This window comes from Opitutaceae bacterium (genome assembly GCA_041395105.1).
In the GTDB taxonomy this organism is placed as follows: Bacteria; Verrucomicrobiota; Verrucomicrobiia; order Opitutales; family Opitutaceae; genus B12-G4.
Window position 1 is genome coordinate 268001 of record JAWLBB010000003.1, and the last position, 12980, is coordinate 280980.

Annotated in this window: 13 protein-coding genes; 5 read left to right on the top strand and 8 right to left on the bottom strand. The window is 60.8% G+C overall.

From position 1 onward, the window contains the following. Positions 1 to 29 precede the first annotated feature (29 nt). The 3 genes from R3F07_12685 to dctP all read right to left on the bottom strand — a co-directional run bounded on the left by R3F07_12685 (position 30) and on the right by dctP (position 4540). A complete protein-coding gene (locus R3F07_12685) occupies positions 30 to 1490 on the bottom strand; it encodes an MFS transporter (GenBank protein MEZ5277230.1) in 1461 nt (486 codons plus the stop codon). A 151-nt stretch (positions 1491 to 1641) separates the two neighbouring features. Continuing rightward, the gene (locus R3F07_12690; GenBank protein ID MEZ5277231.1) at positions 1642 to 3528 is read right to left on the bottom strand and encodes a TRAP transporter large permease subunit; all 1887 of its coding nucleotides are present in this window, start codon (positions 3526 to 3528) and stop codon (positions 1642 to 1644) included. After that, positions 3506 to 4540 carry a TRAP transporter substrate-binding protein DctP gene (dctP, locus tag R3F07_12695; protein ID MEZ5277232.1) on the bottom strand — a complete coding sequence of 345 codons (1035 nt, stop codon included), beginning with the start codon at positions 4538 to 4540 and terminating at the stop codon, positions 3506 to 3508. The genes R3F07_12690 and dctP overlap by 23 nt, the downstream gene beginning before the upstream one ends. Before the next feature lie 267 nt (positions 4541 to 4807). On the opposite strand from dctP, the gene R3F07_12700 reads away from it, so the two are divergent. Then, positions 4808 to 5956, top strand: coding sequence for a uroporphyrinogen decarboxylase family protein (locus R3F07_12700; protein ID MEZ5277233.1), 1149 nt, complete (start codon positions 4808 to 4810; stop codon positions 5954 to 5956). Positions 5957 to 6071: 115 nt separating this feature from the next. Further along, a complete protein-coding gene (locus R3F07_12705; protein MEZ5277234.1) occupies positions 6072 to 6434 on the top strand; it encodes a DUF5658 family protein in 363 nt (120 codons plus the stop codon). A 25-nt stretch (positions 6435 to 6459) separates the two neighbouring features. On the opposite strand, the gene R3F07_12710 is transcribed toward R3F07_12705, so the two are convergent. Beyond that, a complete protein-coding gene (locus R3F07_12710) occupies positions 6460 to 7632 on the bottom strand; it encodes an alginate lyase family protein (GenBank protein MEZ5277235.1) in 1173 nt (390 codons plus the stop codon). 181 nt (positions 7633 to 7813) lie between these two features. On the opposite strand from R3F07_12710, the gene R3F07_12715 reads away from it, so the two are divergent. Both R3F07_12715 and R3F07_12720 read left to right on the top strand, forming a co-directional pair. Further along, positions 7814 to 8599 (top strand): UvrB/UvrC motif-containing protein, encoded by a 786-nt coding sequence (locus R3F07_12715; protein MEZ5277236.1) that lies wholly within the window; start codon positions 7814 to 7816, stop codon positions 8597 to 8599. 46 nt (positions 8600 to 8645) lie between these two features. Next, complete coding sequence (locus R3F07_12720) at positions 8646 to 9632, top strand: aldo/keto reductase (protein ID MEZ5277237.1); 987 nt, start codon at positions 8646 to 8648, stop codon at positions 9630 to 9632. A gap of 5 nt (positions 9633 to 9637) precedes the next feature. Here the strand turns inward: R3F07_12720 and R3F07_12725 are convergent, their stop codons facing one another. The 4 genes from R3F07_12725 to R3F07_12740 form a co-directional block, all read right to left on the bottom strand. Beyond that, positions 9638 to 11215, bottom strand: coding sequence for a pyruvate formate lyase family protein (locus tag R3F07_12725; protein ID MEZ5277238.1), 1578 nt, complete (start codon positions 11213 to 11215; stop codon positions 9638 to 9640). After that, a complete protein-coding gene (locus tag R3F07_12730) occupies positions 11191 to 11469 on the bottom strand; it encodes a hypothetical protein (protein ID MEZ5277239.1) in 279 nt (92 codons plus the stop codon). The genes R3F07_12725 and R3F07_12730 overlap by 25 nt, the downstream gene beginning before the upstream one ends. A gap of 94 nt (positions 11470 to 11563) precedes the next feature. Next, positions 11564 to 11914, bottom strand: coding sequence for a hypothetical protein (locus tag R3F07_12735; GenBank protein MEZ5277240.1), 351 nt, complete (start codon positions 11912 to 11914; stop codon positions 11564 to 11566). 233 nt (positions 11915 to 12147) lie between these two features. Then, entirely contained in the window at positions 12148 to 12489 is a 342-nt protein-coding gene (locus R3F07_12740) for a hypothetical protein (GenBank protein ID MEZ5277241.1), read from the bottom strand. Here R3F07_12740 and R3F07_12745 point away from each other — a divergent pair. Continuing rightward, on the top strand, positions 12488 to 12946 hold the full coding sequence (locus tag R3F07_12745) for an NAD(P)-dependent oxidoreductase (GenBank protein MEZ5277242.1): 459 nt from the start codon (positions 12488 to 12490) through the stop codon (positions 12944 to 12946). The two genes, R3F07_12740 and R3F07_12745, sit on opposite strands and share 2 nt — an antisense overlap. Positions 12947 to 12980 lie beyond the last annotated feature (34 nt).

The window sequence follows — 12980 nt, forward strand, 5'->3', positions numbered from 1 at the left end:
AGGGGCGGGGCCGGCCCAGGCAGGGCACCCTATTCTTCATCCCGATCTTCACGCCGCGGCGGGGCGAGGATCGATTGGCCCGGATCTTCCTTTTCCTTCTTGGTGAAGGTGAAATTGACAAGGAAGCCGAGCCCGAGAAGAGCACCGACCTGGCGGTAGGAACGCATCGCGCCGATCACCTGGCTGAGCGGCGACGACTTCGGTTCGACGATCCGGCTGAGAATCAAGGCGGTCGAAAGAAGCAGGCCGTGATGGATGATCGCCGCCACGTGATAGGTCTTCAGTTTGTCGAACCCATGAGCCCAGGCATAGGCCAGGAGCGAGCCTCCCAGAATGGGAGCGATCGCCGCGGCCATCGAGGACAGCGCCACATTCATCGAGATGGCCGTGGTCTTGGCCTCAGGCGGGACCAGCTTGAGCAGGAGGTTGAAGGAGCCCAGGACAAACCCCGCCCCGAAAAGTCCACCGGATACGTGGATCACATAAAGCAGCCAGATCGAATCCTTGTCCACCGCAGACCAGAGTGAGCCGATGATCATCCACGGAAAGAGGACGAAGATGATGACCGGACGGTTGCCGAAGCGGTCGAGCAGCTGGCCCCAGGCCGGCAATGAAACGGCGCCTGAAAGGCTGGCCAGAACGACGAGAAAACTGACTTTGGCCACCGAAACGTTGAGGACCTCGTAGAGAAAGACATTGAAGAACGGGCCCAGGAAATTCGCGGCGAAACCGAAGGCCGACCCGAAGGCGATGAACATCATCATCGACGGCGCCCGCCACACCATGCCGACCTGGGCGAGGAACTTGTGCCCTTTTTCCGCAGCCACAAATCCGGAAGTCGCGAGGATCCTCTGCTGCCAGATGATCGAGACGGAGCGGAGGAGAATCGAGCCACCCACGACAATCTGGAACCCGAGGACGGGGTCGGACTCCTGCAGCCAGGTCAGTACCCAGCCTCCCACCAGCAGAAAGACAATCGTCGCCAGCTGCAGGGCACGGTTTCTCTGCCCGAAAAACTTGCCCCGCATCCGGGCGGGAATCCACTCCTGGACCCAGGAGGTCCAGGCGACCCCGACCATTGCCTGGAAGAAGCTGGAGAGGGCGAAGACGATGAAGAATATTTTGCCCGCCGTATCGGGATCGTCTGTCGGTATGAAAGAGAGCATGCCGCCCAATGCCACCCAGATGGCCAGGTGCAGCCACGAAAAGATCAGGGTGATTATTTTCTGCGAGAGGAACCGACCGAGAGTCGGCACGACCACCATCTGCGCGACGTTGCACCAGGCCGGTAATGAGACGATCAATCCGAAAACGGATTCACCCAGATGGAACGTCTGGGTCAGGATCATCGCAACGATGAAATTCCCCGGCAACGTGAGGAAGAGGATCGGCATCGCGATCAAACCCTCGCCCAGGCAGAGGCGAAGGTTTCGGCGAAGGAGAGATTCCGAACGCGATTCCCGCTCTGCCTGGTCAACTCTCGTTTCCATCACAAATCTCCCGACGATCAGCGATGGGACCGAACCACCGCGCAGCGATCACAGCCGCGATAAAAGGCAAAGACAGTCCGTCGACACAACGCGTTTCCGTTGCAATTGCACGGTTTCGGAAGATTGAATGGATCACGTTGTGTTTCGCGGATCACCGCGTGAAAAGTCCCGGCAGGAAGAGGCTGAGCCAGGGAAGATAGGTGATCAGGAGTACTCCAATGGCCAGAAGCAGGAGCACGGGCAGAACCGATCGAATGACCGTGGGGACACTCTGGTTGAACCGATAGGAAGAAAGGAACAGGTTCATCCCGACCGGTGGTGTGAGAAAACCCAGCTCCAGGTTGGCCAGGAAAATGATCCCGAGATGCACCGGATCGATCCCGAAGGCCAAGGCCACCGGAACGATCAGCGGAACAACCACAATGATGGCCGAGTAGATGTCCATCAGGCAGCCGACCACGATCAGGAACGCGTTGAGGGCGAGAAGAAAAACCCAGGGCGACTTGATTGTCGCCGTCGCCCAGTCCACAGCCAAATCCGGGATCTGTGCATCGACGAGGAAGTTGGTGAACCCCATCGCCACCCCGAGGATCAGCAGGACGCCGCCGACAAGCAATCCGCACTCCCCCATCACCCTGGGCAGGTCGCGGAACAGCTTGAGGTCGCGATAGAGGAAGGTTTCCACGGCAAAGGCGTAAAAGGCCGTGAGCGCGGCCGCCTCCACCGGAGTGGCGAATCCCCCGAAGAGGGCGGCCAATGCCACCACCGGAAGAAGCATCTCCCATTTGGCGTCCCAGAGCGCGGCTCCGGCCTCCTTCGCGTCGAAGCGGGCCTGAACCTCGGCTCTGCGCGGAGCGCGGAATACACCCCAACCCGCCGTCAGGCCGACCAGGAGCATTCCGGGAAGAATTCCCGCAAGAAAGAGTGAGCCCAATTCGACATGGGACCCCGCATTCGTCGCTATAACGGCGTAGAGGATCAGGGGCAGACATGGCGGAAAGAGAATGCCGAGCGAGCTCGAAGCCGTCAGCAGGCCGATTGCGTCGTTCTCCCTGATTCTGGCGGCAGTCAGGACGGGGAGAAGAAGCCCCCCGAGTGCCAGAATCGTCACCCCGGAAGCTCCCGTGAAGGTGGTGAAGAAGCCACAGACACAGACTGCCGCGATGGCGGGTCCGCCACGGATTCCCCCGACCACCGATTTGAAAACCCGGATCAATCGTCTGGACGCACCGCCTTCGGCGAGAAAATAGCCGGCGAGGGTAAAGAGTGGAATGGCCGGCAGGGAAGGATTGACCACCAGCCGGTAGTGATCGAGGGCAAGCGAGGAAATCGGGCTGTAGTCGCTCCAGAAAAGGACAAGGGCCGCGCCTCCCAATCCGGCGAAAATGGGGGCTCCGAGAATCACTCCGAGCAGGACAATGGCGAGTCCGACCATGGCGAGGGATTCCGGCTCGAGCGGCGGGAAGACGCCAAGAACCACGATCATCCCGATCAATCCCCCGGCCATCAGCCGCTCCTTCCAGCTCCGGCCCGATTGCCACCAGAGACGGACCGCGATCAGGGCAAAGGCCAACGGGATGATCAACTGCACCATCCAGGTGGGAATATCAAAAATGATCGTCTTGCCCAGTTGGCGACTGCTCAGGGCAAACTGAATACTGCCGACGGTGAGGAATACCGTGATGCCGGCTGCGATTCCGTGCGACGTTGTATGGGCTGCCGACTTCCAACGGCCTTTCAAAAAAGTGGTCAGGGTTGAAAGCGAAAGCAATCGCCCCTTCCGCGCGGCAATGGCCCCCCCGACCATTCCCACGACGAGGACGAGATGCTGGACGACAACCGTGCCGCCCGCCACACTTTGATCAAAACCTGCCCGGATGATGACCTCCGCCACAGGCAGGAGCATCATCACGGCCAGCGCCGTGATCAGGACAGTACTTTCCAGATGCTGCCAGATGCGGAATGGCAACCACCGGGCCGGCTCCGACCGGAAATCCCGGATGCCCGCAGCATCCTCAGTTGGAGGCTCGGTACTCATCAATCAGCTTCATGACCTCATCGAAAATGGCGGGCGGAACAAGACCACCCCGGATTTCCGGATAGGCCGCAGAAACCGCTTGTTCCCATTCGGCCATCGCGGCAGGCGGGACGTCATGAACCTGGACCCCCCATTGATCGACCAGTGCGTCGATCGCTTCTTCATTTTCGCGCCGTCCGCTTTCCAGGACGAAATCACCGGCCCGGCGGGCCGCTTCGAGAAGCTTCGGCCGGATCTCGGCCGGGATTGAATTCCAGGTCTCCTCCTTGATGACGGCAGCCCCCATGATCGGAGCCCAGAGCAGGTTCGTCATATGCGGCGCGGGCCCGTAGGTCTGGATGGCAAGGGCGTAAAGCGGCGGAAGCGGAACGGCATCGATCAGGCCGGTCTGCAGACTGATGAGGATGTCAGTCAGGTCGAGCGGGACCGGATTGAGTCCGGTCGAGACCATGAGGGCCTCCTGCTTGGCATCACCGGCCACCGTGAAAAGCTTGAGCGAACGGAGGTCGTCGAGTGTCACGACCGGCTTTCGCGAGAAGAAGCGGAGAAACCCGGCATCAGCCCAGAACAGGGTCACATAACCCTTTTCCCTGAGGCTTTTCTCCAGGCGCGGGTAAATGCGCTTGGAGACATAGTCGAATTCGTCAACCGAGCGAAAGACCATCGGCATGGTCTGGAGGCCGGTCACATCCCGCTCGATGTCCGCCAGGCCCACGCCCGTGAGGAGGGCGGCCTGAGTCTGATTGATCGTCATCCGCTCGACCATGGCCGACTCGCCTCCCTGGATGCCGCCGGCGTAGACGATCAGATCGATCCGCCCATCGGAAGCCTCCTTCCAGGATTGGCCCATTTCCATCAGCGCCTTGTGGAAACTCGACCCCTTCGGCGCAAGGGTGGTCAGCTTGATTCGGATTCTCCCGGCGGCCTCGGCCTTTCCGGCATGTTCGTCAACCCCGGTCACAAAAAGCGTGACCGAAAAGAGCAGGAAGAGTCTGAAGAGAGATGTCATCATTGTGTTTCGGGAAGCCAGGTTAACCGCTTCCAGATATCTTTTGCCGGGGGCGGTGCAAGTGCCTTCGGCGAACCCACCAAGCCGAAAATGGCCCGGATCGGGTTTCCCCCGCAATGGTTTTCTGCATTCGGCCGGAAATCGAACGTTCTCGGCGCGCGAATGCCGCCCGCCCGTCTACCAATCGTCGCAACCCGAAGTTGACTTCGATGACCGGAAGAAGGACCACTTTGTTCCCGACCTTTCCGCTCTGACCGCGGCGTCCGGACCATGACTCGTCCTCTCATGAATGAATTGGAGCGTTACCTTGCCTGCATGGAGTACCAGAGTGCGGACCGCAGGCCGAATCATGAACTCGGTGTCTGGGAACAGACCCGCCGCCGCTGGCAGGCTGAAGCACCGGAAGCAGTGGCGGACTTCTGCTGGGACTGGTTCTACCAGGAACCCGGCCTTTGCCTCGACCGGCGGGATTATGTTGATGTCGACTATGGTTTCATTCCCGCCTTCAAGGAGGAGATTCTGGAAGAGGATGCCGAGACCCGGGTCATCCGCGACCGCAATGGCATTGTGCGGCGCACCCTCACTGTCGGAATGGTCGGCGGGGCGTCCATGAGCATGGACGAGTTCATGGATTTCCCGATCAAGGGACCGACCGACTTCCAGGCGATCAAGCGGCGCCTGGTCGCTGCGATTCCCGAACGTTACCCTGCCAATCTGGCGGCATTGGAAGCGCAGTGGAAGATCCGGGATTACCCGTTGACCCTGGGAAAGAACTGCGCCGCCAACGGCTTCTATTGGCGGGCCCGTGAATGGATGGGCACCGAAAATCTTTCCTATGCCTGGTATGACGAACCGGCCATGATGCATGAGATGATGGAGTTTTTTGCCGACTTCATCATCGAGACGAGTCGTCCGGTCCTCGATCGGGTCAAGGTCGACTTTTTCACACTCAACGAAGACTTCGCCATGAAGGGTGGTCCGCTCCTTGGTCCGGACATCTACCGGACCTTTATTCTGCCCCACCTCAAACGCCTGGTCGTGTTTCTCAAGGGCCATGGAATCCGCTATGTCGGGGTCGACTCCGACGGAGACCCCACCCTTCTCATCCCCAGCCTCCTCGAAGCCGGAATCAATTTGATCTGGCCGATCGAGCGTGCGTCCGAAGTCAGTCCGGTCAAGTGGCGCTCCACTTTCGGGCGTGATCTCCGGCTCTCGGGCGGCGTGGACAAACGAGTCCTGCCGAAGGGCCCCGCCGCCGTCCGTCGTCACCTGGCCGAACTGATCCCCCTGATTGAGGAAGGCGGTTATATTCCGTCGATTGACCACACCGTGCCTCCGGATGTTTCCTGGGACCAGTTCCGCGACTACATGGACGCCAAACGTGCCCTCCTCGCTGGAGATTTCGCCGCTCTACGCTGATGGCTGACGCCATCGGAAACGACTGCACGCGTAAAGGGCTCAGGGAATCCATTACTGAAGGATCGGGTTCGATTGCACCTGACAAATCAGGATGAGCATTTACGCTCATATCAGGATGGCAATTCCACTCAGAGCGGCAGTGATCGGCCCGAGGCCGGCGACCATTCCGGTCAATCTCCAGCTGCTCGCCCTGCTCTTGGCCCTGAATCTGGCAGACGTTTTGTTGACCCACATCAACGTCACGCTCGGCCTGTCTTTCGAGGCCAATCCCATCCTGGGCTCGATGCTGGAGAATTACGGCTGGCCCTCCCTTTACCTCTTCAAAGTGGTCGGTCCCGTCGTCCTGAGCCTGACACTCGTCCGTTTCGCTTCGCTGATGACGGCCCGCTGGTTTTCCGGATTTCTCTGCCTCCTCTGCCTTCTGAGCCTCTCCGGAGTCTGCAGCGGGGTTTTTGTCATCGCCTGCATCCTTTACTGAACCGCGGTCCGGGCGGGGGCGTCACTCAAGACATCCCGGGAGCCGGACACGTCAATTGGATCCGATTGGCGGCCACTTGGTCTGTGCTGAGTCCGTCCAGTTCAGTCGCCATCTGGTCCAGTCCCCGGTCCCCGAACCCGCCGGCGGCGCGGCGCAGAATCTCCAACCAGATCTCACCGGCGCCGGACCAGCCACCGATCACCTGCCAGGGCCATTCCTGCCGCCCCAATGCCGCCGGAAGCATATAGTCGAACGACCGCCGCAGACTGCGTCCGTCGCCTGTCTCGTAGCCCCACAGGTCCACCCCAAGCCTCACGCCCATGTCGGCCAGATGCATGAGCAGGAGGAGATTGCCGCTGCTGTAGCCCCATGACTTGGTTCGCGCCACCTCCCAGGGTTGTTGACCGTTGTGTTCGAGCTGGATGCCGATTCGTCGATAGGCGACTTGCTCGGCGACCTGCCGGGCCACCCCTTCCCGACCCAGGTGATAAGCCATCATCATGACCTGGCAGTCATAGGCGGTTCCGTGGTTGTTCGGACGGTCCGCTTCAAACCTGCCGTGATCACTGTGGAGCAGCCATTCGAGGTAAGCCTCGATCCACCTGAGAAACCCGTCATGACTCGTCGGAGAAAGATGACCGGCCGCGACCAAAAGGGCGACCGCCTCAAGGAGACCGACCAGGACATGGGTCCCGACGATACCCCACCCGGTTCCATTCCATATTCCCGGGGTATAGCCTCCATACTCCAGATGAGGATTCATCCGTGTCTCCGGGTCGATGAACCAGCGTTCCAGCACAACTGCGGCCCGCTCACCCGACTGAACCGATCCGCAGAAATAGGCGTGAGCGGCCAACTTCCCGAATGCATCGGCCATGGTCCGGATCGCCGGGCCATCATACAACTCCTGCTCGGGATTGACGACGCCGTCCCTGGGCACATAGGGCAAACCGTCCGCCCGGTCCGGATTCGGCCACCAATAGGCCGACAAGCCGACGAAATCGTGCGGATCCCCGCTGGGAGCCGCTCCCTTCTTGTCGATCACCGACCATGGGCCTGCCGTGATCACGTCGGCGGCCTCCGCCTCCAGCTTCCGCACCGCTGGTGCGAAATGACCATCCGCTGCCCGGACCCGGCTCCGAACCGCTGCCACGGCGCTTCCTCTCGTCAGAAAAAGGTTGGGTTCATCGATTGCCATCCCGTCACCCTAACGGATCAAGCCCCGCACGAACAGCTTTCATGAGGAAGAATTGATTCGACAGCCGACCTGTCCGTTTGACACCCCGCGCCTTTGAGCGCATGATGGCAAAAGGTTCATCAGGCGTCGGCCATCCCGTCGCCGCCAGGATTTCCCCCTCCCTTTTCTTCCACCCAATCCAATGAAGTACGATATCGGCGATCTGCTCAAAGACTGGCCCGCTTCAGACACGGAGAACGTCCGCAAGATCACCGACGCCAACGGGGTCGAGAAGATCCAGGTCAGGGTGGACCAGGGAGCGTTTCAAGGCATTCTGCAGATGAACCTGGACGGGCGCCCCGATGGCCGGAGGCCTCATCGGCGCGATTTTGTGCTCGATCATTTCAAGGACCGTCTCGCCCACCACCTTTCCCAGAGTGGCAATGATGATGCCTTCACGCTCTCCGAGGCCGATTGCGCCGAACTCTTCAATGAGAGCTACCGGATCTATCAGCGCTACGTCTTTCTACTCCAGGTCGAGGACTATCCGCGGGTGGTCCGGGACACCGAACGCAACATGGAGGTATTCCGCTTCGTCAACCGCTACGCCGACCGGCAGGAAGACCGGATGCACCTGGAACGCTGGTGGCCCTACATCATCCGGATCAACGCCACCGCAACGGCTCACCTCCACCTGGACAACGACGACTTCGACCGGGCTCTCCTCACCGTGGTCACGGCCGAAAAACGCATCCGGAGTCTCGATCCGGTTGATGCCGAAGAATTCGAACTCGAAAAGAAACGCTCCCTTGAAGCGCTGGCCGCCCTTGCTCTGGAAATCGAAGCGAAACGACCTCTGACCCGGACCGAGCAACTTGAAAGTGCCATGGCCGATGCGGTGGCGCGCGAGGATTACGAAACCGCGGCCCGCCTGCGCGACCAGTTGAGCAACCTCAATGCCTCCCGTTCCATCGACGGGACCCACTGACTCTCAATCCACCCCACCCACTCCGTCCTCGACCAACACAATCGATATGCAACACAAACACCTTGGAAGAACCGGGTTGATGGTTTCCCCCGTCTGCCTCGGAACGATGAATTTCGGCCCTTTGACCGGCGAGGCCGAGAGCTTTGCCATCATGGATCGCGCCCTGGAAGAGGGTATCAATTTTTTCGATACAGCCGATGTCTACGGCTGGGTTCCCGGCGAGGGCGTCACCGAACAGATTGTCGGCCGGTGGATCGCCCAGGGAGGCGGGCGCCGCGAAAACATCGTCCTCGCCACCAAGGTGTTCAATCCGATGAACAAGGCGGGGGAATCGAATCCGAACCGGGCGCGCGGTCTTTCCGCCGCCAAGATCATCCGGGCCTGCGACGACAGCCTTCGACGCCTGCAAACCGACTACATCGATCTCTACCAGATGCACCATGTCGATCGTTCCTGCCCGTGGGAGGAGATCTGGCAGGCGATGGAAACCCTGGTCGCCCAGGGCAAGGTCATCTATGTCGGCTCGAGCAACTTCGCCGGATGGGATATTGCGACCGCCAACCAGATCGCCTCGCGAAGGAACTTCGTCGGCCTGGTCAGCGAGCAGAGCGTCTACAACCTGGACAACCGGATGGTGGAACTGGAAGTGCTGCCGGCCTGTCGTCACTACGGTCTCGGAGTGATACCCTGGAGTCCCCTGGCCGGAGGTCTCCTCGCCGGCGCGCTGCGCAAGGCGCAGAGCGGACGCCGGGCCAATGAGCGTATCCGAAACCAGGTTGAGGCCAAGCGGAGCCAACTCCGCCGTTACGAGGCCCTCTGCAAGAAACTTGGCGAGAACCCGGCCACGGTCGGCCTGGCCTGGCTGCTCCACAATCCGGTCGTGACTGCTCCGATCATCGGTCCGCGCACGATCAAACAACTTGAGGACAGTCTTCGTGTTCCGGATCTCAAGCTCGACGCCAAGACACTGGCCAAGTTGGACGAAATCTTTCCCGGTCCGGGAGGCGCAGCTCCTGAAGCCTACGCCTGGTAGCCGCGTCAATCCGCCGCCCAATCGATCATTTCACGCTGGATCTCCGGCGGCAGTTCGATGAATCGGGCGCTGAACCGGCCCACCCGGACGATCAGGTCGGGATGTCTCGCCGGTTCAGCCCGGGCCGCTTCAAGCTCGCTGCGGGACACGACCGAGACCATCACCTGCGAGCCTCCGGACTCGAAATAGCCATCGAGCAGAGCTTCCATCTTCGGACGGTTCTTCTGGAAGTAATCCCGATCAAACCTCAGGTGATGGATATAGCCCGTATGGACCGACGATTCCACCGCTGCCAGTGAGTTGAGCAGGCCGACGATTTGCCTGTGATCCGCGCCTGCTGCCGGGGTGATCTGGGCGGCCAACGGGGCGCCTTGTGGACGTCCATCGGCCGACGCCTCACAATCCTTCCCCGCTGTGGCGTTTCCGCGGTTGGTGATGTGGACCAGCAGGAAAAAATCGAGATCCACCTCCTCGGCCTGTTGCCTCACGGCCATCGCCGCCTGGTCCGAAACCCGGCAGACCATGGCATCGGCCTCTTCATCGTCATGACCGAACTTCGGTGCCGCTCGCATCAATTGAACCCGCGCCGCCGCGTCCTCAGTGCGGCCTTCAAGTCCCGCGAGCATTTCATCCGGAGTCATCAAGCCGTTCTCATAGACCAAATGCCTGATTGCGGTCAGGCTGTCCGCCGCGTTGATCAGGCCGTGCGACTCGACCACGCCACCGGTGTAGACCGGACCCCGGTCGACCACGGAATGGCCATTCTCCAGGCATCCGTTGTAAAGCATGCTCGGGTAAAGCAGGGCGACGGAGTCGTTTTCCACTTCAAATTCGAGCACATGGCGCCGGGCCAGTTTCCCGGCGAAATACGCCATCTGCCGGCCGAAAGCGGCGAAGAGTTCCTCGAAATCACGGAAATCACGGAACTCCCCCAGGGCCAGACCCAGACTCTTCCCGGTCCGGGGATCCCGTCCGTTGTGGAGGGTGACCTCCAGCGTCTTGAGCAGGTTCAGGCGACAACTGGGGGATCCAAAGCTCCGGTGATCCAGTGCGTATTCTCCATCTCCATACGGGAAATAGTGCTCGGCGTCCTCTTCCGGTACGTCGAAGACCCGGGCCACTTCCGGTATGATGACGTCGTCGTTGTAGAGGATGGGAAACGTCCTTCCCTCTCCGATGACCTCGAACGCCTTTGCCAGCAGTCCGGGACTCATCCCACGGTGGACGCGGAGACAAAGTTGCGGAGTGGACTCAAGAACCGTCCGGGTCGCCTCCATCGCAAGGAGCGCGAATCGGTCGGCCTTGGCCGGATTGCGTCGTCCGCGCCCACCCAACATGATCCGGCTGCTGAAAACCAGATCCCGGTTGGCGATCATCCGCCAGAGCGCCTGAAGAAGCCGGAGGGATTCCTCCTCCGTCAGCCGGCCGTTGTCCAGATCCCGTGTGAGAAGGTCGCCCAGATAAATATCCATCCGGCCATGGTCGACAGCCCCCGAAACCAGGGTGTAGAGCCAGGTCAGCTGGATACCCTGGGACAGTGTTTCGGGCCGGGAGACAATCAGGTGATCGAGATCGTCCGCCATGCGCAAAGGACTCCCCGTCGGCGGGCACCCAGGGCAGCCCGGCCGCCAGATCCGCGCGCCTGGTTGCCGTAGTGGTGAATGATATCGATCAGAAGGCAAAGAGCGCTCGTCCATGCCCTCGAAGAGACCCGCATCTCCGGCCCGTGGCCGCAGGCGCGGTCGAGACCGTTTTCCACTTCGTTGATCAGACCGGGAATACCCACCCGGATCAGCTTGTCGTAATTGACGAGGACCCCGGAGAGTCGTCCGGTCATCCGCGCGACCGGGTTCGAAGTGGACTCGAGAAGGTCGTGCGGCAGGTCGGCGTGAGACGTCCCGTGACGGTCGCTTCCTCCCGCCAGAATTCGATCATTTCCGTAATCCCTGAGCGCGTTCCGCGGCCGAAACGGTTGCGGTGCTCATCTGCCTGAGTATCTCATCTTTTTCCCGGCAGTAGTAGCCCGGTCCGCCCGTGGCTTGTTCGAGGCCCAGGCCGACCAGAGGATAAGAATCGATCCTGCCGGCAAAATCGTCATTTTCACTGATCGGGCCGAGCAGATGAGGCAGGAGAACCCGCAGGCAGGCTGCTTCTCGAACTGCGGGGTGGTCACCCTGGTGCGCCTTGTAGGTCTCGGTGAAATGCAGCTCGAATTCGAAGACACGAGCCTGCGCAGCGGCCATGAGGTCACGGCCGCGTGGAGAATCAACGTCCATCGCCATAGCTGGATTATTGCTGAATCGGGAGCACGATGCACCTCGTTAATTCGCCCTCCGGAGAATATCAGCCGACCTTCATCCGTGGATAAGCCGGCGAATTCCGACAATCCTTCCCTTACCTCGCGCGGTTCGTGCACCTTAATTGGCTGCCAATGACAACCAGACTATCTCCCGAAAACACTCCCATTGCCTTTATCGGAACGGGCGTCATGGGCAAGGCATGGCCGGTCATCTTCTCACGGCCGGCTACCCGCTCCGGGTCCACAATAGGACCCGGGCCCGGGCTGAGGAACTGATCGCATCGGGAGCCCGCTGGTTCGACAGCCCGGGGAGAGGCCGCCAAGGGTGCCCGGGTCGTCATCACGATCGTCGGTTTTCCCGCGGACGTCGAAGCGACCTATCTTGGAAGAGGCGGTATTGTCGAGCGGGCTCCGGAAGGTGCCTTCCTGATCGATATGACAACCTCGAGTCCCGAGCTTGCCCGCCAAATCCAGCAGGCTGGCCGGAAACGGGGACTGCATGTGCTCGACGCGCCGGTTTCCGGGGGCGACGTGGGCGCGGCCTGCCCTGTCCATCATGGTCGGTGGAGACCCGGTCGACTTTGAGACGGTGCGCCCCCTTTTCGAGATCATGGGCAAGAATATCGTCCTGCAGGGGCCCGTCGGGAGTGGCCAACATACCAAGATGGCCAACCAGATCGTCATCGCGGCAAGCATGGTCGCGGTCAGTGAAGCACTCGTTTACGCCAAGCGGGCCGGCCTGGATCCGGAGACCGTTCTTCAGAGCATCGGGGGAGGGGCCGCGGCAAGCTGGACCCTGAACAACCTCGGCCCCCGCATGATCGCCGGCAATTTCGCGCCCGGCTTTTACGTCAAGCACTTCATCAAGGACATGCGCATTGCCATCGAGTCAGCGGAGGCGATGAATCTGGACTTGCCGGGACTTCGTCTGGCCAAGCGGCTCTACGACCAACTGGCGGCCGAAGGCGGTGAAAACGATGGCACCCAGGCACTCTACCGCCTGATTGACCGATAATTCCCCCCAGCGCGTCGTCCCCGGCGCACTCTGA

Bases quoted from the DNA above. Each gene is read 5' to 3' on its own strand.
- R3F07_12730 (MEZ5277239.1), bottom strand. From the start codon at position 11,469: ATGACCGGACGACTCTCCGGGGTCCTCGTCAATTACGACAAGCTGATC.
- dctP (MEZ5277232.1), bottom strand. From the start codon at position 4,540: ATGATGACATCTCTCTTCAGACTCTTCCTGCTCTTTTCGGTCACGCTT.
- R3F07_12745 (MEZ5277242.1), top strand. From the start codon at position 12,488: ATGGTCGGTGGAGACCCGGTCGACTTTGAGACGGTGCGCCCCCTTTTC.
- R3F07_12720 (MEZ5277237.1), top strand. From the start codon at position 8,646: ATGCAACACAAACACCTTGGAAGAACCGGGTTGATGGTTTCCCCCGTC.
- R3F07_12725 (MEZ5277238.1), bottom strand. From the start codon at position 11,215: ATGGCGGACGATCTCGATCACCTGATTGTCTCCCGGCCCGAAACACTG.
- R3F07_12735 (MEZ5277240.1), bottom strand. From the start codon at position 11,914: ATGGCGATGGACGTTGATTCTCCACGCGGCCGTGACCTCATGGCCGCT.
- R3F07_12710 (MEZ5277235.1), bottom strand. From the start codon at position 7,632: ATGGCAATCGATGAACCCAACCTTTTTCTGACGAGAGGAAGCGCCGTG.
- R3F07_12685 (MEZ5277230.1), bottom strand. From the start codon at position 1,490: ATGGAAACGAGAGTTGACCAGGCAGAGCGGGAATCGCGTTCGGAATCT.
- R3F07_12705 (MEZ5277234.1), top strand. From the start codon at position 6,072: ATGGCAATTCCACTCAGAGCGGCAGTGATCGGCCCGAGGCCGGCGACC.
- R3F07_12715 (MEZ5277236.1), top strand. From the start codon at position 7,814: ATGAAGTACGATATCGGCGATCTGCTCAAAGACTGGCCCGCTTCAGAC.
- R3F07_12690 (MEZ5277231.1), bottom strand. From the start codon at position 3,528: ATGAGTACCGAGCCTCCAACTGAGGATGCTGCGGGCATCCGGGATTTC.
- R3F07_12700 (MEZ5277233.1), top strand. From the start codon at position 4,808: ATGACTCGTCCTCTCATGAATGAATTGGAGCGTTACCTTGCCTGCATG.
- R3F07_12740 (MEZ5277241.1), bottom strand. From the start codon at position 12,489: ATGATGGACAGGGCAGGCCGCGCCCACGTCGCCCCCGGAAACCGGCGC.